This is a genomic window from Pseudomonas sp. B329, assembly GCF_023127835.1.
In the GTDB taxonomy this organism is placed as follows: Bacteria; Pseudomonadota; Gammaproteobacteria; order Pseudomonadales; family Pseudomonadaceae; genus Aquipseudomonas; species Aquipseudomonas synxantha_A.
The window spans coordinates 132,386-150,718 of sequence record NZ_SPKP01000053.1 but is presented as its reverse complement, the minus strand read 5'-3'; the positions used below and the strand labels follow the sequence as shown (position 1 = coordinate 150,718).

Here is an 18,333-nt window from a genome sequence, read left to right as displayed (position 1 = left end):
TCGAGTGGTCCATGGAGGCCGCAGCGGCCAGTAACGGGCGCGTTGCACTGGTAACGGGCGCGGCGCGGGGCATTGGCCTGGGGATTGCCGCGTGGCTGATCAGCGAAGGCTGGCAGGTGGTGTTGACCGACCTTGACCGCGAGCGCGGCGCCAAGGTGTCCAAGGTGCTGGGTGATAACGCCTGGTTCATCACCATGGACGTGGCCGACGAGAAGCAAGTGGCCCAGGGGGTTGCCGAGGTGTTGGGGCAGTTCGGGCGACTCGACGCGCTGGTCTGCAATGCCGCCGTGGCTGATCCGCGCAATATCACCCTGGAAAGCCTCGATCTGGCGTACTGGAATCGCGTGCTGGCGGTGAACCTCGGCGGGCCGATGCTGTTGGCCAAGCATTGCGCGCCGTACCTGCGCGCCCACGGCGGTGCGATCGTCAACCTGGCATCGACCCGGGCCCGTCAATCGGAGCCGGATACCGAAGCTTACGCGGCGAGCAAGGGTGGCTTGCTGGCCCTGACTCACGCCTTGGCCATGAGCCTGGGGCCAGAGGTTCGGGTCAATGCGGTCAGCCCTGGCTGGATTGATGCGCGTGATCCTGCTGCACGCCGTGCGGAGCCGCTCACCGATGCTGATCATGCCCAGCATCCGGCGGGCAGGGTCGGTACGGTAGAGGACGTGGCGGCGATGGTGGCCTGGTTGCTGTCGCGTCAGGCCGGGTTTGTCACCGGGCAAGAGTTTGTGGTGGACGGTGGCATGAGCAAGAAGATGATTTACAGCGAGTAGGGCGGTTAGCCGTCTTGAAGTGATTTTGTCTTTTTCAGAAAAACTTCAAGCAGGCTATTGACTTAGGTCCGCTACCTGCGTAAATTTCGCGGCCTCAACGAAGCAAAGGGTGATTAGCTCAGCTGGGAGAGCATCTGCCTTACAAGCAGAGGGTCGGCGGTTCGATCCCGTCATCACCCACCACTTCTTGAGAGTCTTGCACTTGTGGCAAGACGCAACTTTAAAGGTTGCACCGACGCGCAGCGGTAGTTCAGTCGGTTAGAATACCGGCCTGTCACGCCGGGGGTCGCGGGTTCGAGTCCCGTCCGCTGCGCCATATTTTCCAGGTTCGATGTGTCGGGCTTGAGATTGAACAACCCAGGTTGATTGATCAGATGTTTAAAGGTGGTTGAGGGTTTACGCTCAATCAGCCAAGCGATACGCAGCGGTAGTTCAGTCGGTTAGAATACCGGCCTGTCACGCCGGGGGTCGCGGGTTCGAGTCCCGTCCGCTGCGCCATATCTGCCTCAAGGCCCACTGAACGCCTTGAAGCACAAGAAAGCCACTGGCTGACTTGATCCGATAGCAAAGACCCTGGTCGAAAGACCGGGGTTTTTTGTGTCTGGCGTTTGAAAAAACGTCATGGTGTTTGTGACATCGTCCTCATTTATAGGCAAGCGGCTGACAGATCGTCTCGATCTTGTCGGCCGTTTTGCGTTGTTGTGTCAAAAAATTTCAATGTGGTTATTTGCCGCAGGCGCAGAAACCTTTAAAGTTAACCCTTCGGTCAACTTTGCACTGTCATCATGGCCTTTTGATTCGTCGTAAAAAGGCTTCTGCAAGTCTCGATATTCGGTGTACTTAACCATAAGGGCGGATTTATAACCGCTCAGAGGATGATCCATGTCCAACCGTGAAATAACCCGGCGCTCGTTCCTCCAGGGCGGCCTGGTGGCGGGTGTGAGCGTCACGCTGACACCGCTGAGCACCCAGGCGCTGGCTGCCCTGATGGAAAACAGCGTTACCGTGCCGTCCGAAAAATGGCTGGGCAATAACGGCAAGGCGCGTCAGCGTAACGATGCGTTGTCCAAAGTGTGCGGCAGCAAAGTCTTCGCCCGCGACATCCGCTCCAAGGACATGCCCGGCTGGCCTGCGCAGCAAGGTCACGCCATGCTGCTGAAAACCATCAAGGCCGACCATATTTATGCGGGCTACGACCTGGCGTGGCTCGGCGCCGATCTGCAGCCGGATCGTATCGTCACCGCTGCCGATCTGGACAAGGACGGTATCGTTTTCCCCGAGGAACATGCTCCGGACCCGCTGCTGCCTGAAGGCAAGGTGCCGATGTTTATCGGTCACCCGGTGGCGATCCTGATCTGGAACGATTTCGAGCGTTTCCGCCAGGCCAAGAACAAACTCAAATTCAACGACAAGGCGATTCGTTACGGCGCCAAGGTGCCGTACTACGAAGGCGACCCTTACGGTAGCTTCCGCTATGTGCGCGTTGGCGGCCCCACCTCGGCCGATGAAGACGAATTTGCCAGCCTCAAGGATTCGATTCTGTTTCCGATGCTGAAAAACCGTCGCCCGGTATGGAATTCACAACCGAATCTGCACGGCAACCTGACCGAGCGCGGTCTGTTCTACGCCGACCGCATGAAGAGTCAGATCAACACACCGCCGGACAACTGGCTGGTGTTCGACGAGCGCTACAAGACCCCGTCAATCGAGCCGGCCGCCATGGAGCCGGACAACGGCAACGGTTGGTACGATCCGGCAACCAAGACCCTGCACTTCGTGGTGGCCACCCAGTGCCCGTTGGAGGTGGCCACCGAGACTGCGAAAATGATCTCGCCGTCGCGCTTCGGCCTGGCCAACCTGAACATGCACCCCGGTTACACCGTGGGGTACGGCTCCAAAGACCACAACATCTTTGTCTACTACGCCGCCCTCGCGGCGTTGTACGGTGCCGGCGTGCCGGTGCGTCTGGCCAATGACCGTTACGAGCAGTTCCAGAGCGGCATCAAGCGTCATCCGTTCGATATTCGTTATCAATTGGCTGTCGACAAGAACGATCACAGCTTCAAGATCTTCCTCGCCGACATGAGCGTCGACGGCGGTGGCCGGATCAACTACAGCCCCTCGGTCGCAGCAGTAGGCGCCACGGCCGCACAGTCGATCTACTACATGCCGCAGAACGACCTGCAAGTCACCGCGTATCACTCGCGGGGCGTTGAAGCCGGTTCGATGCGTGGTTACGGCACCCTGCAAAGCATGGCCGCGACGGAAATGATGGTCGACGAAATCGCCGGTCGTCTCGGTGTGGATGCTATCGAGTTGCGCCGCAAGAACGCACTGCGTTCGGGCATGAAAAACACCCAGGGCGCCATTCCTGCCGGTGCGTTGCGCCTGCACGAAATCCTCGACAAAGCCTCTGTGCACGAGGTCTGGAAAAACCGCGACGCGATCAAGCAACAACGCGAAGCCGCGGACCCGGATAACTGGTACGGCGTGGGTTTCGCTATCTGCCAGAAAGACTTTGGCACTGGTTCCGAAGCACCGATGGCCAGTATCGAATTCAGCGCTGACGGTCGCATCAGCCTGCGTCATATCGGTATCGAAATCGGCACCGGTATGTCTACCTCGCAATCGCTGGTCGTTGCCGATTTCCTTGGCAGCCCGGCCCACGAAGTGAAGACCGGCGAAACAGAGTGGAAGGAAATGCAGCTGATCACCAGCGGCAACCCTTACATCATGAGCCAGGCCGAGCAGGACAACCTGCTGCGCAACCCGCGCTGGGTGGGCAAGCTCGCTTCGGCATCTTCGGCCACCAACTCGGCGTACTACTTCAGCCACGCCACCCGTGAAGCGGCGCGCGTGCTGTTCAACCATGGTTTGTGGCCGGCGGCGCTGGAGATCTGGCGTCAGGGCCCGTTCGGCGGTCAGGCCAACCCGTATGTGGTGCGCCGCGAAGATGCGCATTGGGTCGACGGCAAGCTCACCGCCAACGGCATGCAGCCACTCAGTTTTGAAGAATTGGCCAAGCGTGCCCACGAGCGCGGCCTGGTCACCGCGGCCACTGTGCACGGTTTCAACCGCTGGAGTTGGGCCGAGGCTGAATACAGCATCGACGGCGTGCGTGAGCGCCTGCCGCTCGACGGCCTGGCCGTGAAGTACGGCGACGGCGCGCCAAAAGCCAAGCAGGCGCTGATGAGCACTGCCGGCTTCCATCTGCTGGATCGCCAGAACATCAGCTACCCCGCGACGCAGTTGAACAACGCTGCCGTGACTTACTACAGCCCGGTCGCCACATTGGTCGAGCTGAAGGTCAATAAGGGCTCGGCGCAGGTGGAGGTGCTCAATCACCATTCGTGGATCGAGTGCGGTCGCGTGCTGGTTGAGGAGTTAGTCAAAGGTCAGCTTGAGGGCGGTGTCGCCATGGGCATCGGCCACGCATTGATGGAGGAAATGCCGCTGTATGAAGGCGGGCCGGGGGAGGGTGACTGGAACTTCAACCGTTACCGTCTGCCGATGGCGCGTCACGTTGCCGTGTGGAAACAGACGTCGGAGATTTTGCCGGCGCTGTCGCCGAGCGATCCATCCAAGGGTATCGCTGAAGTGGTGATGATCCCGATCGTCGGGGCCATCGGTAATGCCGTGGCGCACGCCATCGGTAAACGTGTTCGCGACCTGCCAATCACTGCTGCGCGCATCAAGGAAGCCCTCAATGCCTAACCGTCCGCTTCAACTGACCCTCAATGGTCAATCCGTCGGCCCAGTGGACATCCCTGATGACCTGCCGATGATCGACTACCTGCACGAATACAAAAACCTCACTGGCTCGCGTCTTGGCTGCGGCCAGGGTATTTGCCACGCTTGCGTGGTCATCGTCGACAACCCGGACGGCACCAGCGAAGAAGTGCGCACGTGCATCACCGGCGCGCATTACTTTGAAGGCAAGCGAGTGCGCACCATCGAATCCCACGCCAAGCGCGACGAGTCGGGGCAGGTCATCGAACTGAACCCGATCCAGCAGCGCTTCGTGGATGAGTTTGCGTTCCAGTGCAGCTACTGCGCGCCGGGCTTCGTCAACGCAGCGACCGTGCTGGTGGAAAAGCTGCAGCGCCAGCCGACCGTACACAGCAAACTGGAACAAGTCATCGAGGACAGCCTTGGGCATCACGTCTGCCGTTGCACCGGGTACGTGCGTTATTACAACGCTACTCGCAACGTGCTGACCGATCTCGGCCTGGTCAAGGAGGGTTGAGCATGAAGCTTTTTCTGACCCGAATGACCCTGGCGGTCGGCCTGGCTGCGCCGGTGCTGTTTGCTCATGCCGATGATCAGGTCAAGCGCGGCGAATACCTGGCCCGCGCCGCCGACTGCATGGCGTGCCACACTGCGGCGGGCGGCGCGCCGTTTGCGGGCGGGCTGCCGATCGTCTCGTCGTTCGGCACGATCTACGGCACCAACATCACGCCGAGCAAAGAGCACGGCATCGGCTTGTACAACGATGACGAGTTCTTCGCTGCGCTGACGCAAGGCAAGCGTCGCGATGGGGCGAATCTGTACCCGGCGATGCCGTACACCTCCTACCACCTGATGCCGCGCGAAGATTCGGATGCGATTCATGCGTACCTCAAAACCATCGAGCCGATCGAGCGCGCAGGGCCGGTGACGAGCCTGAGCTTTCCGTTCAACGTGCGCCTGGGCCTGATGGGCTGGAATGTGCTGTACGGCAAAGCGCTGAAACTGGAGCCGACCGAAGGTAAAAGCGAAGCCTGGAAACGCGGCCAGTACATGGTCGAAGTGCTTGGTCACTGCGGCGAATGCCACACGCCACGCGGCCTGCCGGGCGCGATGGAGCTGGACAAGCGCCTGACCGGCGGCATCCTCAATGGTTACCTGGCGCCCAGCCTGCTCGCCACTGACCTGGCTGCGCGCGGTTGGAATGAACAGGACCTGGCCACATTCCTCAAGCACGGCATGAGCGCCCAGGGCACGATGTTCAACGAGATGTTCCCGGTGTTCCACAACAGCACCCAAGGCCTGAGCGATCAGGATCTGGCCGCGATGGCCACGTTCCTGCTGGGCGATAACCCGCCGGCCGCCAAAGCGCTGGTCGACGTGCCGGTGGATAAACTCAGCCAGAGCGCTCAGCGCGGCCGCCAGGAATACCTGAACGTCTGCGCCGGTTGCCACGCCGCAGGTGGCGAAGGCAAGCCGCACATCGCGGTGGCCATGCGCGGCAACACCACGTTGCGACTGGAAGACCCGCGCAACCTGCTGCGTGTGATCGAGGACGGTATTGGCGAGCAGAAATTTTCCGGGTTCGAGCACATGCAACCGATGCCGGGGTTTTCCGAGAAGCTCAGTGCGCAACAGCTGACTGATCTGCTCAATTACCTGCGTCAAGGTTGGGGCGGCCAATCGGCTGAGCTGGCCGTAGGCGATGTGCAGAAGCTGCAAGCCGAGGCGCCTTCCGTCGAACACAAGGCGCATTGACGGCAGCGTATGAAGCGTACAGCCGGTGTGGGAGTGAGCAAGTCGCTCTCACACCGGATGTGTTTACATTCCGAATTTATCGCGCAACCCGTAGTACCAAGCCCCCAGCGCTGCAAACGGCGTGCGCAACATCTGCCCGCCCGGGAACGGGTAATGCGGCAAGTCCGCAAACGCATCAAAACGCTCAGCCTGCCCGCGCAATGCCTCCGCCAGTACTTTGCCTGCCAGGTGCGTGTACGTCACGCCATGGCCGCTACAGCCTTGTGAGTAATAGATGTTGTCGCCAAGACGGCCGACCTGGGGCAGGCGCGACAGGGTCAGCAGGAAATTGCCGGTCCAGGCGTAGTCGATCTTCACGTCTTTGAGTTGCGGGAATGCCTTGAGCATTTTTGGCCGGATGATTGCCTCGATATTCGCCGGGTCCCGCGCGCCATACACCACGCCGCCGCCGAAGATCAGGCGCTTGTCACTGGTGAGGCGGTAGTAGTCGAGCAGGTAGTTGCAGTCTTCGACACAGTAATCCTGCGGCAACAGCGTCTTGGCCAATTCATCGCCAAGGGGTGCGGTGGTGATCACTTGGGTACCGCATGGCATCGACTTGGCCGCCAGCTCCGGCACCAGGTTGCCCAGGTAAGCGTTACCGGCAACGATAATGAATTTGGCCCGGACCCTGCCTTCGGCGGTGTGTACCACAGGGTTGGCGCCGCGCTCGATGCGCACCGCTGCCGATTGCTCATAAATCGTACCGCCCAGGGATTCCACGGCCGCCGCTTCGCCCAGTGCCAGGTTGAGCGGGTGGATATGCCCGCCGCTCATGTCCAGCAAACCGCCCACATAGTTGTCACAGGCCACCACTTCGCGGATGCGGCGTTCGTCGAGCAATTCCAGCTGCGTATGGCCGTAGCGCTCCCACAGGCGCTTCTGCGATTCCAGATGACCCATGTGCTTGCTGTTGAGTGCGGCAAATACACCGCCGTCCTTCAAGTCGCACTGGATCTGGTATTTAGCCACGCGCTCACGAATGATCTTGCCGCCTTCAAAGGCCATCTGCCCCAGCAACTGAGCCTGTCTGGGCCCGACACTGCGCTCGATCACATCGATATCACGGCTGTAGCTATTGACGATCTGCCCGCCATTACGACCCGAGGCACCAAAACCCACCTTGGCGGCTTCCAGTACCGTGACGCGAAAGCCGTTCTCCAGCAAAAACAGCGCGCTGGAAAGCCCGGTATAGCCGGCACCAATCACACAGACATCGGTTTCGACCTCACCTTGCAGCGTCGGGCGAGGTGGGGCTGCATTCGCGGAAGCGGCGTAATAGGACTGGGGGTAGGGGGTGTTCGCCATCCTGGAACCTCTGTTTTATATTTTTTACGAGTGCGGCGATCCTACCTGAGTTGAAAATTGCCTGCCAGCCACCCGGAAATCCCAGGTGTACCCGGCATAAATAAAAAATTCGCATATTCATAGGCTTAGCTGCAAAAAAGATGTTGACACCCCTCCGGAATTCCGTAGAATGCCGCCTCACAGCAGGCACGTAGCTCAGTTGGTTAGAGCACCACCTTGACATGGTGGGGGTCGTTGGTTCGAGTCCAATCGCGCCTACCAAACAAAATCCGCTCTGCTGGGCGGTCTAGAAGGGCTCACCGAAAGGTGGGCCCTTTTTTGTTGTCTGGAATTTGGGCAATAGCCATCCCTACACGACTCAAGGCGTGTATTCAGGTGTTTGAACGCTCGATCAGCAGAACAGCGTAGCCACCGACAGCAGGCAAATTATCTGGACGAACACCTGGCAGCGTATTTCGCCAAACGTGGTCGCCATATCACTCATTTGTCCGGCATACATAGCGCGAGCCCTCATTGTCGGTATAACACCGTGAACGAACTGCAGGTACACACAGCTGCATGATGGAGTATAGGTTCTGATTGAGAATCTACACGGTTGAACGATTTTGAGCTCCTCATCAGGTTGGCTGCGCGACTTTCCCCTTGAGGCCTGGACGCTTTCTCCTGATAGCGCCCGACCGTCGGCGCCATCCCCCCACAAAATTTATTGGTGTGCAGCAACAATTTTTCTTGTTGGACACTCCCGGTCTCCAGACAGCAAAGTTGCCGCCACTGACGCTCGACCTTCCGGGTCAACAATAAAAAAACCGAGCCGACTGCACGCCACTTCCAAGCTGTGAGCCCTTTGCCCACATCCTGCTGTTATGGCGCCGCAGCGCGCACTAAAGGACCTCTGTGCCATGCAAACAGTTGTGAACCTATGGCCGCTGATCGGCGTGCTTGTCATCGTGGTCGGCTTTGTATTGCGCTTCAATCCGCTGTTGGTGGTCACCGCCGCCGCCATCGCCACCGGGCTTGCCGCCCAGTTCCCGCTGGAAAAAATTCTCGCCACCATGGGCGATGGTTTCCTTCAGACTCGTGCCCTGCAATTGATTCTTTTATTGCCGCTGGCGGTGATTGGCCTGTTGGAGCGCCATGGCCTGCGCCTGCACGCGCAGAACTGGATCGCCCGCTTCGAGCGCGCCACGGTTGGGCGTTTACTGATCATTTATCTGTTTGTGCGTGAATCCACGGCCGCCATGGGGCTGACCAGCCTGGGTGGGCATCCGCAAATGGTGCGGCCACTGTTGGCGCCGATGGCCGAAGGTGCCGCGGAAAAACGCTACGGCAAGCTGCCAGACAAGCTGCGCCACAAGGTCTTGGCCATGTGTGCGGCCACCGATAACGTCGGGCTGTTTTTTGGTGAGGATATTTTTGTCGCCTTCGGTGCAATTGCGTTGATGCACACCTTCCTGTTGGGCTCGGGGATTGACGTGGAGCCGCTGCACATCGCGGTGTGGGGCATTCCGACGGCGATTTGTGCGTTCATCATTCATGCGATCCGGCTGCATCGCTTTGATCGACGATTGACCCGCGAAATGAGCCCGGCCACCACGTCCGTGGAGGCTGCTCAATGATTATTTCCATTCAATACCTTTATTGGCTCGCCGGTGTTCTGTTGCTGATCACTGCGGGCATGATCCTGCTCGATCGCACCCATCCCAAACGCTGGTCCAGCGCGCTGTTCTGGTTGTTGTTCGCCATACCGTTCCTGGTGGGGGAGCGTCTGCCCTCGGTGGCCATCGGCATCGGTGTGGTGGTGATGGCGTTGATCGCCGGCTTGGGTGGCGTTGGTCGCGGCCAGCACGCCGAATTGCACGTCAAGGCGTCCCGCGCCAGCGCCGGGCGCCTGGGCCACAAGTTGTTTATCCCGGCCTTGGCGATTCCGTTGACTACGGTGATTGGCTCGGTATTGCTCAAGCACACCGAAATTGGCGGTGTACCGTTGCTGGACCCGAAGAACACCACCTTCGTCTCGCTCGGCATCGGCTGCCTGATTGCTCTGGGCCTGGCCTGCTGGCTGACCCGCGATACGCCGGTACAAGCCCTGCGCGAATCCCGTCGCCTGACCGAAGCCCTGGGCTGGGCCATGGTGTTGCCGCAGATGCTGGCGATGCTTGGATTGTTGTTCAACGAGGCCGGGGTGGGCACGGCAGTCGCCCACGTCACCACCACCTACATCAACCTGGACTACAAGCTGGTGGCGGTGATGGTCTATGTACTGGGCATGGCCCTGTTTACGGTGATCATGGGCAATGGTTTTGCGGCTTTCCCTGTGATGACTGGCGGCGTCGGCGTGCCGGTGCTGGTAGGGATTTATGGCGGCAACCCTGCGGTGATGGCGGCGATCGGTATGTTTTCCGGTTACTGCGGCACGTTGATGACGCCGATGGCGGCCAACTTCAATATCGTGCCGGCGGCGTTGCTGGAGTTGCCCGACAAGAACGCGGTGATCAAGGCGCAGATCCCCACGGCGCTGATGATGCTGGTGGTCAATATCGTGCTGCTTTACCTGTTGATGTGAGGTCACTATGCAAACTGTACTGCTGACGGGTTTCGAGCCCTTTGATAACGACCTTGTGAACCCGTCATGGGAAGCTGCGCGCCAGTTGGATGGCGTGCAACTGGGCGAGGGTGCACGCATTGTCGCGCATTGCCTGCCCTGTGCATTTGCCACGGCGGGTGAACACCTGGCCCGATTGATCAGTGAGTTGAATCCGGCAATGGTGATTGCCACCGGCCTGGCGCCCGGGCGCAGCGAGATGTCTATCGAGCGTGTAGCGATCAATATCAATGACGCACGCATCCCCGACAACCTCGGGCAGCAACCGATTGATACGCCAGTGGTAGCCGGTGGCCCGGCTGCATACTTCTCGACATTGCCGATCAAGGCCATGGTCAAGGCGCTGCGTGACGCGGGGGTGGCGGCTGCCGTTTCGCAAACGGCGGGCACGTTCGTGTGCAATCAGGTGTTCTACCTTTTGCAGCACCGGCTGGTCGAGGCCGGGGTGCGCAGTGGGTTTATCCATGTGCCGAGCGCGCCGCCGGCCGACCAGCCGCCTTTAGTTGAGGCCTTGCGACTGGCAGTCTCGACGGCCTGGCTCACCCAAGCGGATGTACGGGAAGCAGGCGGGCAGCTGAGCTGACGGTCGGGCTGTGAATGGAGTCATTCGTGGGGCAACTTCGACTATAGTTCACAGGTGTATCCACCTTGGAAAACCATCATGATCAAGTACCCGAAGTTCGTATCTGTCGTGTTGTCCCTCGCGCTGTTTGCGGGTAGCGGTCTTGCCTTGGCCGATCCCGGTAATGGCAAGGGGCAGGGTAATAACCAAGGGGGGCAGGGCCAGGGTAACAAGGGCGGTCAGGGGCAGGGCAATAACAAAGGCAATAACCCCGCAGGGCAGGCCTACGACAAGCCCAAGGGCAAGGGCGGCTCAGGTGGTCACGGCCCCAGCGTTGACCGAGGGAGCGTATTGAATGTGCTCGGCGGTTATCGCGATTACTGGAGCCCAGGGCCTGCATTGCCGCCGGGGATCCAGAAGAACCTGGCGCGCGGCAAGCCGCTGCCACCCGGTATCGCCAAGAAACTCGATGGTCGCCTGCTGGGGCGGCTGCCGCACTACGACGGTTATGAATGGCAGCAAGCGGGAACCGATTTGATTCTGGTCGCCATCGCCAGCGGCATCATCTACGAAGTACTTAATGGCGCCTTTGATTGAGCGGAAAACCCCTCACGTCTCCTGCGCGGGGAAAAACAATTCAAAGCACGTCACGCCGTCTTCACTGCTGACGCCATACCGACCGTTATGCAGCTGCATGATGGTCGCCACAATTGACAATCCCAGTCCATTGGACTGGGATGAACATTCACGGGATTCATCCACCCGGTAAAAGCGTTCGAACAGCCTGGGCAAATGCTCCGCGGCAATGGTTGCACCCTGGTTGCTGACCTTGATGCAAGTGCCCTCGACTGTCGGGACGGCCCGGATGCTCAGCTCGGTGTTCGGCGCGCCATACTTGATGGCATTGGCGCACAGGTTCGCCAGGGCCCGGCGCAGCAGCATCGGTTCCGCCCAGATCACACCTTCGCCCACGCCAACGATGTGCATACCCACATCACCGGCCAAGCCCTCGAAATAATCGGCGATGCGCTCCACTTCATCGGCTGCGTCCAGCGCCTGACGTTGGCGCAAGGCGCTGGCAGGGTCGGTACGGGCCAGGAACAGCATGTTGTCGAGCATCCGTGCCAGGCGTTCAAGCTCTTCAACGTTTGAGGCCAGCAGTTGCTGATAGTCTTCAATAGTGCGGCTCTGTTGCAGCGCGACCTGGGTTTCACCGAGCAAGTTATTGATGGGGGTGCGCAGTTCATGGGCCATATCGGTGGACACCTGGCCCAGTTGAATAAAACCTTTGGCCAGCCGTTCAAGCATGGTGTTGAAGGCGTCAATCATCGGCAGCAGCTCCTTGGGCGCGCCTTGGCTGCCCAGGCGCTCGGCCAGGTTGTTCACGCCGATGCCCTGTGCGTGTCCGGCCAGGCGCCGCAAGGGCACCAGCCCACGGTGTACCAGCACATAACCAACCAAGGCGAGAATGACCGCCGCGATGCTGGCCAGGATAAAAACACTCAAGCGATAACTGGCAAGCATGGCTGTGCGTTCAGCCATCAGGCGCCCGACGGTGACTTGCAGGCTCCCCAGGTCACCGGTGTCGATGAAAGCCGCCACGGTGGCGAAGGGCACGCCATCTACGCCGGGCAAATGGTGTACGTCGGCGAGTCCAAGGGCGTGGTCTTTTGCCACGGCCGGCACGGCCGGTATTTGAATGTTGCCCGGGTTGACGAGCAATAACGGAGTCTGCCCAGGTGCAGCGATGCTCAGTACCGACTCACTGTTGCCCAGCATGTTCTGGAACAGCTGGGGCTTGGTCTTGATCAGCTCGCGGGTATTGCCGTCATTGAGCACGTTGCGCAGTTGGTTGGCGCGCGAGATCAGCGCGGCGTCGTCACGCTTGATCAGCTCACGCTCCAGCTCGCGGTATAGCGTCACGCCCAGGGTGGCCAGCAGGGCGAAGGCGAGCAGGGCAAAGATCAATGCCAGGCGCAGGGTCAGGGAATAATGGCGATCGCGCTTCATGGTTGGGTATCGAAGCGGTAGCCAATGCCCCGCACGCTGTGGATCAGTTTGAGCTGGAACGGGTCATCGATCTTCAGGCGCAGGCGGCGTACGGCAACATCGACCACATTGGTGTCGCTGTCGAAGTTCATGTCCCATACGCGTGAAGCGATCAGCGAGCGGGACAGCACCTGGTCCTGGTGGGTGGCGAACAGGTGCAGCAAGGCGAACTCCTTGTTGGTCAGGGTAATGCGCGTACCGGCGCGGGTCACACGGCGCTTGAGCACGTCAATGTGCAGGTCGGCGATGTGCAGCTGTTCTTCTTCGCGGCTCGGGCCACGTCGGTTGAGGGTGCGCAGGCGTGCAACCAGTTCGGCGAAGGAGAAGGGTTTGATCAGGTAGTCGTCGGCACCCAGTTCAAGGCCCTTGATGCGGTCGGCGATGTCATCGCGAGCGGTGAGGAACAGCACCGGTGTATCGGCCTCTTTGCGCAGGCGACGCAGCACTTCCCAACCATCCATTTTCGGCATCATCACGTCCAGCACGATCACGTCGAATGGTGTTTCCAGGGCCAAGTGCAAACCCTCTACGCCGTCGCGCGCCAGGCTCACCGAGTGGCCCAGCTCCTGCAAGCCATTGAGCAGGTAATTGCCGGCCTTGGGTTCGTCTTCGACTACGAGGATGTTCATGGAAAGTGTCCTGCTTCAATAAGTGGCGCAAGTGTAGCCCGATCAATTGTCACTGGCGCAACCGACGCCCTGGACTTGGTAATCGAGTAGGTGTTCGCGGCCCTGATGGTCCAGGTAGCGCAAGTGCGCCGGGACAATCCCGCATTGGCCAGAGATGTCGGTGCTCGATAGCACCTTGTCGACATCCAGGTGTAGGAAGAAGCCGGTTTTGTCGTGGATGACATCGCTGGCAGACGTTACGTCGGCAGCGAAGGCAGTACCGGTGGCGAGCAAGGCGGCAAAGCCCAGGGCGAACAGTTTCATGGCGGTCTCTCTCGTGGCTGGGGGCTGCCGGGTTGGCAGTGAGTTCACAGTAACCAGGCGACCCCAACAGCCAACCAACAGGATCATGACAAGTTCGTCATTCTTGGTTCGAGCCTGGCGCGTGGGCAATGAGTGTCCGGTCGAGGAGGCTCTACGTTTACAAGCGCCGAGGTGATCCGTAGATTGCAGGGGTCCAGCTCATGAGGAAGCCGCGCAGTGTCCATCTCAACTTCATCCGTGTTCAACCGGCGTTACCGCGCTTTCCTGTTCGATATGGATGGGACCCTGCTCAACTCCATCGCTGCGGCCGAACGTGTATGGAGCATCTGGGCCGAGCGCCATGGTCTGGATGTGGAAGCGTTTCTGCCTACCATTCATGGCGCGCGCGCGATTGATACGATCACCCGCCAGGCGTTGCCGGGTGTCGATCCAGAAGTTGAAGCCCAGTGGATTACCGACGCGGAGCTCAACGATGTCGACGGCGTTGTAGCGATTCCCGGCGCAGTGGCGTTTTTGAAAGGCGTGCCCGCGGATCAATGGGCACTGGTCACGTCTGCCCCCAAGGCGCTGGCGTTACGTCGACTGCAAGCGGCAGGCATTCCCGTGCCGGCCGTGTGGGTGACGGCCGAAGATGTGGCCAACGGTAAACCCGACCCTGCGTGCTATTTATTGGGCGCGAAACGCCTGGGGGTGTCGGTTGAGGACAGCCTGGTGTTCGAAGACGCCGCGGTGGGCATTCGAGCGGGTGAAGCAGCGGGGGCGGATGTTGTGGTTGTCACCTCGGCACACTTGGAGCCCATGGTGACTGCACACGCTTGCATCAACGACTACGGCGATTTATGCACCGAGCATGGCGCTGATGGCTTGTTGTCTTTGCGCAAGCTGGCGCCGTGATACGCAGCAGGTCCTCAGCGTGTGGTTTTCTGATGGGCACGATGCGCTGCGCGCTGGCATAGCTTGCGCAAGATAACTTTTTGGATGGGTTTGAGGCAGAACACCAGCAGGTAGCCGCAGAGAAGGAGCGCCAGGTCCAGCCAGGAATGGGCGTCGGGATCGGCGCCCTCGACTTCGACTCTCAGCCCATACCCAAGCGCCAGGAAGGCCACCCCGATCAGCAGGGCGATCATCCAGGATCTGGAAACAAGAGGTGGCGTCGCGACTGGCCTCATCGACGTATTCCTGAATGCACACGGATGGCAGGATAAAGTGTCAGAAATTGGGCTGCGAATACTTCAACAAGTTCCAGATGCCCAGACAGTTTCATCTTGCAGCGAAGGGGCATGCTCAAAGCGCACTGGTCAGGCTGGAAGACGCGAGCAGGCCGATTGGGTTTTCGCCAGCCATTACAGTGAACGAAAGGGCTGGCTACTGGAGGCGTTTCAAGGCGTCTGGTTTTTGTCGGGTGCAGTCAGGCCGGCCTGGATGCGCTGGTAAATCTCCTCGCGATGCACGGCAACGTCCTTGGGTGCGTTGATGCCGATTCGTACTTGCTGGCCGCTAACGCCCAGAATGGTGATCGTAATGTCATCACCGATGTTTATGCTTTCACCAACTTTGCGGGTGAGTATAAGCATGGACTTCTCCTTGATTACTTTTAAGGACACATGTGTCAGACAGGGCAGGTGTCGGATGTGTGTAGCTTACTGCGAAGCGCTTCCCTGTGGCTGCCTCTTTTAGGACGCATAGAGGCGACATTAATTCCCATGGCGGCATCATACAGGTCGCGATACATCATTCGCATTGTTTAAGCCAACGTTTATGACGGCCAGAATAGACAGTGAATGGTAAAGTCGCCTCTTTATCCTCAAAGGAGCAGGGCAGTGCGTAAAGTAGCGATGGCAATTGTGGTGTTGGCGTTGGCCGGATGCGGTGAAGGTAAATCGGTCGATGCGCCCAAGGCCAAACCTGCCGTGACCGAAAGCCTGCCACAAACCGGCGCGATTGCCGCTCAGGAATGGGATGTGCGCGTCGGCCCGCCAGACCACAAGCTGCAGGCGATCACCGACCTGACCGCCTGGTTGCTGGAGCATGGTTTCAATTTTTATATCGTGAAGGTCGACGGCAAGGATGAGGTGCTGTTGGGTCCGTTCGCAACCAAGGCCGAGGCGGAGGCCAAACAAGCCTTGCTCAACGAAAAGATGGCCCGCGCGAAGAAAACCGACACCGTGTCTGAAATTATCGAACACAACGCCGCGCAGTGACGTGCCAAGTGGGCGGCAACCCCGCCCACGTTCAACCGCAGGCCTTGAGATTCACCGGGCCGACAAACTCGTTGCCCCGTCCCATCACGCAAGCCACGGTCTGGTTGCGCTGGCGCTCCCAGGTTTGCACCGGGTAAGTCTTGTTCCAGGCTTCATACAGCTGGCGATCCTGCTTCGACAGACGCAGGCCGTATTGCTTGCTCATATAAAAATACGTGCGTGCGATCATGCCGCGAATGGACGGGCGTGGCATGACCTTCTTGGCCTTGAAATCCACTTGGGTCAGGCACGAGCCGTACTGCCCACTTTGCACGGGCAGCCAGCCAAAGCTGAAGTTGTTACGGTCGCCATTCACTTCGCCGATGCTCGGCACCAGATTGTGCAGGTCCGCCTCGGCGCGCTTGAACACATCGTCGTGGCGCGTGCAGTTCTTTCGCCCGCCGTTTTGCCAGCATTGGCGCTGATGCCCGATTTGCCAGGCCGGCACGATGTGTTCCCACTCGATGCGCGCGGCGCGATTGGCGTTTTTGCGCGGGATGTAACCGCAGGCTTTCAAATTCACGCGGTTACCGGTGTATTTGCAGCCGCAATAGAATTCGGTCGATTGGGGGGCGTAAAGCTTCCAGGCGATTTTCTTGGCTTCGCTAAAGGTCCGAGGGGCTTGGGCGTTGGCGGTTACGCTTAAAAACAGACAGCACACAGCAATAAAACGGGCACTCACAATCAATCTTCCTTCGGCACAACCCAAAAAATCTGCACGCCACCGTCATCCCGATAGGCGAGGGTGACGTTGTCGTTTTCTGCAATTTCTTCCAGTAGACGTTGCCACACGTCTTCCGGCTCATCGGGTAAACGGAAGAGCAAGGCTGCCTTGGCTTTCTGTGCGTTGGTCGAATTGATGATCTTTTGCACGCGAATAGCCAGGCGCTGATAGGCGTCAGGCGCCGCAGGTGCTGCGGAAGAGGGCTTTGCCACGGAGCATTCCTTAATTTGCTGTACGCACATACAGTATTTAACTGTAGGCGATTTCGCAACTGCTTAAATTTCAAGAAGTTCGTCTGACAGCGATTCGGGAAGTTTGTTGAGAAGGGGGAGCAATTGTGGGAGCGAGCAAGCTCGCTCCCACAGGTCGATCAGCAGTAATCAGTATTCCCAGAACATGCGTTGCAGTTCTTTGCTGTCCTGGGTCTTGGTCAGGGCTACCATGGCCAGGATGCGAGCTTTCTGCGGGTTCAGGTCCAGAGCCGCAACCCAGTCGTATTTGTCGTCTGGTTGTTCAGCGTTACGCAGAACCATACCGCCGGCGTTGACGTGGGAGGAGCGAATGATCTGTACGCCTTGCTTGCGCAATTCGACCAGCGCGGGAACGACTTTCGAGGATACCGAACCGTTACCGGTACCGGCGTGGATGATGGCCTTGGCGCCAGCTTGGGCCAGTGCTTTGTAGGCAGTGTCGCTCACGTTGCCATAGCCGTAGGCAATTTCAACGTCAGGCAGGCTCTTGATGGTCTTGATGTCGAATTCCGAATCCATGGTGTGACGCTTGGCCGGCAGGCGGAACCAGTAGGATTTGCCTTCAACGACCATGCCCAGCGGGCCCCACGGGCTCTTGAATGCCTCGGTCTTGATGTTGATCATCTTGCTGACGTCGCGACCCGATTGGATTTCGTCGTTCATGGTCACCAGCACGCCTTTGCCCCGCGCATCCTTGCTACCTGCGACAGCGACTGCGTTATACAGGTTGAGCATACCGTCAGCCGACATGGCGGTACCTGGACGCATGGAGCCGACCACGACGATAGGCTTGTCGGTTTTTTCTACCAGGTTCAGGAAGTAGGCAGTTTCTTCAAGGGTATCGGTGCCGTGAGTGATCACGATGCCATCCACGTCCTTGCTGTCAGCCAGTTCTGCGACGCGGCGACCCAGTTGCAGCAGGTTTTCGTTGTTGATGCTTTCCGAAGCAATTTGCATCACTTGTTCGCCGCGTACGTTGGCGATCTGGCTAAGCTCAGGAACGCTGGCGATCAGTTGTTCGATGCCGACTTTGGCTGCCTGGTACGTAGCACTGTTGGCCGCACTGGCACCGGCGCCAGCAATGGTGCCGCCTGTGGCAAGGATCACTACGTTGGACAGTTTGGTTTTGTTTTCGACTTCTTTTGCCTGTGCGGCAAGGGGGAACAGCAGCAGCAGGGCCATGGCGCCCGGGACAAAGTTCTTCAATGCAGATTTCATTATTTTTCTCTCTGGTTTTTGATGAGTGCTGTAGCCGGTTCATCTAGAACACCCGGGCGGTTCTGAACGCCGCGAGGTGCAGGGGAAAAGCAGGATTTGTACCAGGCCGAGTGTGTGGTTCTTCTTAAATTAACGTATTGATTTAAAA

The 18,333-nt window shown here is 59.1% G+C and carries 20 protein-coding genes and 4 tRNA genes; 14 read left to right on the top strand and 10 right to left on the bottom strand.

Annotated features, from left to right (window positions below; translation table 11 throughout):
- Positions 1-11 precede the first annotated feature (11 nt).
- From E4P00_RS24340 to E4P00_RS24325, 4 genes are all read left to right on the top strand, one after another.
- Positions 12-776 carry an SDR family oxidoreductase gene (locus E4P00_RS24340; protein ID WP_032880253.1) on the top strand — a complete coding sequence of 255 codons (765 nt, stop codon included), beginning with the start codon at positions 12-14 and terminating at the stop codon, positions 774-776.
- A gap of 107 nt (positions 777-883) precedes the next feature.
- Positions 884-959: transfer RNA gene (locus E4P00_RS24335), tRNA-Val, on the top strand.
- Positions 960-1,015: 56 nt separating this feature from the next.
- Positions 1,016-1,092, top strand: a tRNA-Asp gene (locus E4P00_RS24330).
- 105 nt (positions 1,093-1,197) lie between these two features.
- Positions 1,198-1,274 (top strand) — tRNA-Asp (locus E4P00_RS24325).
- A gap of 206 nt (positions 1,275-1,480) precedes the next feature.
- Here E4P00_RS24325 and E4P00_RS24320 read toward each other — a convergent pair.
- A complete protein-coding gene (locus E4P00_RS24320; protein ID WP_032880254.1) occupies positions 1,481-1,660 on the bottom strand; it encodes a hypothetical protein in 180 nt (59 codons plus the stop codon).
- Here E4P00_RS24320 and E4P00_RS24315 point away from each other — a divergent pair.
- Genes E4P00_RS24315 through E4P00_RS24305 form a run of 3 tightly spaced genes read left to right on the top strand, consistent with a single transcriptional unit; the run spans position 1,659 to position 6,260 of the window.
- Positions 1,659-4,490, top strand: coding sequence for a xanthine dehydrogenase family protein molybdopterin-binding subunit (locus tag E4P00_RS24315; protein WP_248133206.1), 2,832 nt, complete (start codon positions 1,659-1,661; stop codon positions 4,488-4,490). The genes E4P00_RS24320 and E4P00_RS24315 overlap by 2 nt on opposite strands.
- Positions 4,483-5,022 (top strand): (2Fe-2S)-binding protein, encoded by a 540-nt coding sequence (locus E4P00_RS24310; RefSeq protein ID WP_005789732.1) that lies wholly within the window; start codon positions 4,483-4,485, stop codon positions 5,020-5,022. The genes E4P00_RS24315 and E4P00_RS24310 overlap by 8 nt, the downstream gene beginning before the upstream one ends.
- Before the next feature lie 2 nt (positions 5,023-5,024).
- Positions 5,025-6,260 carry a cytochrome c gene (locus E4P00_RS24305; RefSeq protein WP_248133205.1) on the top strand — a complete coding sequence of 412 codons (1,236 nt, stop codon included), beginning with the start codon at positions 5,025-5,027 and terminating at the stop codon, positions 6,258-6,260.
- A 63-nt stretch (positions 6,261-6,323) separates the two neighbouring features.
- Here E4P00_RS24305 and E4P00_RS24300 read toward each other — a convergent pair whose 3' ends face one another.
- Positions 6,324-7,607: an FAD-binding oxidoreductase gene (locus E4P00_RS24300; RefSeq protein WP_032880262.1), complete on the bottom strand. Its 1,284-nt coding sequence runs from the start codon at positions 7,605-7,607 to the stop codon at positions 6,324-6,326.
- Between the two features lie 184 nt (positions 7,608-7,791).
- Here E4P00_RS24300 and E4P00_RS24295 point away from each other — a divergent pair.
- From E4P00_RS24295 to E4P00_RS24275, 5 genes are all read left to right on the top strand, one after another.
- A tRNA-Val gene (locus tag E4P00_RS24295) sits at positions 7,792-7,868 on the top strand.
- Between the two features lie 638 nt (positions 7,869-8,506).
- On the top strand, positions 8,507-9,223 hold the full coding sequence (locus E4P00_RS24290; protein ID WP_005789724.1) for a DUF969 domain-containing protein: 717 nt from the start codon (positions 8,507-8,509) through the stop codon (positions 9,221-9,223).
- Positions 9,220-10,170 (top strand): DUF979 domain-containing protein, encoded by a 951-nt coding sequence (locus E4P00_RS24285; protein ID WP_032880266.1) that lies wholly within the window; start codon positions 9,220-9,222, stop codon positions 10,168-10,170. The genes E4P00_RS24290 and E4P00_RS24285 overlap by 4 nt, the downstream gene beginning before the upstream one ends.
- 7 nt (positions 10,171-10,177) lie before the next feature.
- On the top strand, positions 10,178-10,792 hold the full coding sequence (gene pcp / locus E4P00_RS24280; protein WP_248133204.1) for a pyroglutamyl-peptidase I: 615 nt from the start codon (positions 10,178-10,180) through the stop codon (positions 10,790-10,792).
- Positions 10,793-10,870: 78 nt separating this feature from the next.
- Positions 10,871-11,368 (top strand): anti-virulence regulator CigR family protein, encoded by a 498-nt coding sequence (locus E4P00_RS24275; protein ID WP_078821846.1) that lies wholly within the window; start codon positions 10,871-10,873, stop codon positions 11,366-11,368.
- A gap of 12 nt (positions 11,369-11,380) precedes the next feature.
- On the opposite strand, the gene E4P00_RS24270 is transcribed toward E4P00_RS24275, so the two are convergent.
- The 3 genes from E4P00_RS24270 to E4P00_RS24260 are packed head-to-tail and all read right to left on the bottom strand — an operon-like array spanning position 11,381 to position 13,752.
- The gene (locus E4P00_RS24270; RefSeq protein ID WP_248133203.1) at positions 11,381-12,781 is read right to left on the bottom strand and encodes a heavy metal sensor histidine kinase; all 1,401 of its coding nucleotides are present in this window, start codon (positions 12,779-12,781) and stop codon (positions 11,381-11,383) included.
- Complete coding sequence (locus E4P00_RS24265; RefSeq protein WP_032880272.1) at positions 12,778-13,449, bottom strand: heavy metal response regulator transcription factor; 672 nt, start codon at positions 13,447-13,449, stop codon at positions 12,778-12,780. The genes E4P00_RS24270 and E4P00_RS24265 overlap by 4 nt, the downstream gene beginning before the upstream one ends.
- 42 nt (positions 13,450-13,491) lie before the next feature.
- Positions 13,492-13,752, bottom strand: coding sequence for a DUF2790 domain-containing protein (locus E4P00_RS24260; RefSeq protein ID WP_032880274.1), 261 nt, complete (start codon positions 13,750-13,752; stop codon positions 13,492-13,494).
- 216 nt (positions 13,753-13,968) lie between these two features.
- On the opposite strand from E4P00_RS24260, the gene E4P00_RS24255 reads away from it, so the two are divergent.
- A complete protein-coding gene (locus E4P00_RS24255; RefSeq protein WP_103733795.1) occupies positions 13,969-14,646 on the top strand; it encodes an HAD-IA family hydrolase in 678 nt (225 codons plus the stop codon).
- Positions 14,647-14,660: 14 nt separating this feature from the next.
- On the opposite strand, the gene E4P00_RS24250 is transcribed toward E4P00_RS24255, so the two are convergent.
- Both E4P00_RS24250 and csrA read right to left on the bottom strand, forming a co-directional pair.
- Positions 14,661-14,921, bottom strand: a complete 261-nt coding sequence (locus E4P00_RS24250) for a hypothetical protein (protein WP_078821843.1) — start codon at positions 14,919-14,921, stop codon at positions 14,661-14,663.
- 210 nt (positions 14,922-15,131) lie between these two features.
- Entirely contained in the window at positions 15,132-15,326 is a 195-nt protein-coding gene (csrA, locus tag E4P00_RS24245) for a carbon storage regulator CsrA (protein WP_003192511.1), read from the bottom strand.
- A gap of 261 nt (positions 15,327-15,587) precedes the next feature.
- Between csrA and E4P00_RS24240 the strand changes: the two genes are divergently transcribed.
- Positions 15,588-15,953 (top strand): hypothetical protein, encoded by a 366-nt coding sequence (locus tag E4P00_RS24240; protein WP_032880279.1) that lies wholly within the window; start codon positions 15,588-15,590, stop codon positions 15,951-15,953.
- 31 nt (positions 15,954-15,984) lie between these two features.
- Here E4P00_RS24240 and E4P00_RS24235 read toward each other — a convergent pair whose 3' ends face one another.
- From E4P00_RS24235 to E4P00_RS24225, 3 genes are all read right to left on the bottom strand, one after another.
- The gene (locus E4P00_RS24235) at positions 15,985-16,674 is read right to left on the bottom strand and encodes an endonuclease I family protein (RefSeq protein WP_005789706.1); all 690 of its coding nucleotides are present in this window, start codon (positions 16,672-16,674) and stop codon (positions 15,985-15,987) included.
- Between the two features lie 2 nt (positions 16,675-16,676).
- Positions 16,677-16,928 (bottom strand): DUF1654 domain-containing protein, encoded by a 252-nt coding sequence (locus E4P00_RS24230; protein ID WP_005789704.1) that lies wholly within the window; start codon positions 16,926-16,928, stop codon positions 16,677-16,679.
- A 168-nt stretch (positions 16,929-17,096) separates the two neighbouring features.
- Positions 17,097-18,185 (bottom strand): asparaginase, encoded by a 1,089-nt coding sequence (locus tag E4P00_RS24225; RefSeq protein ID WP_248133202.1) that lies wholly within the window; start codon positions 18,183-18,185, stop codon positions 17,097-17,099.
- Between the last annotated feature and the right edge of the window lie 148 nt (positions 18,186-18,333).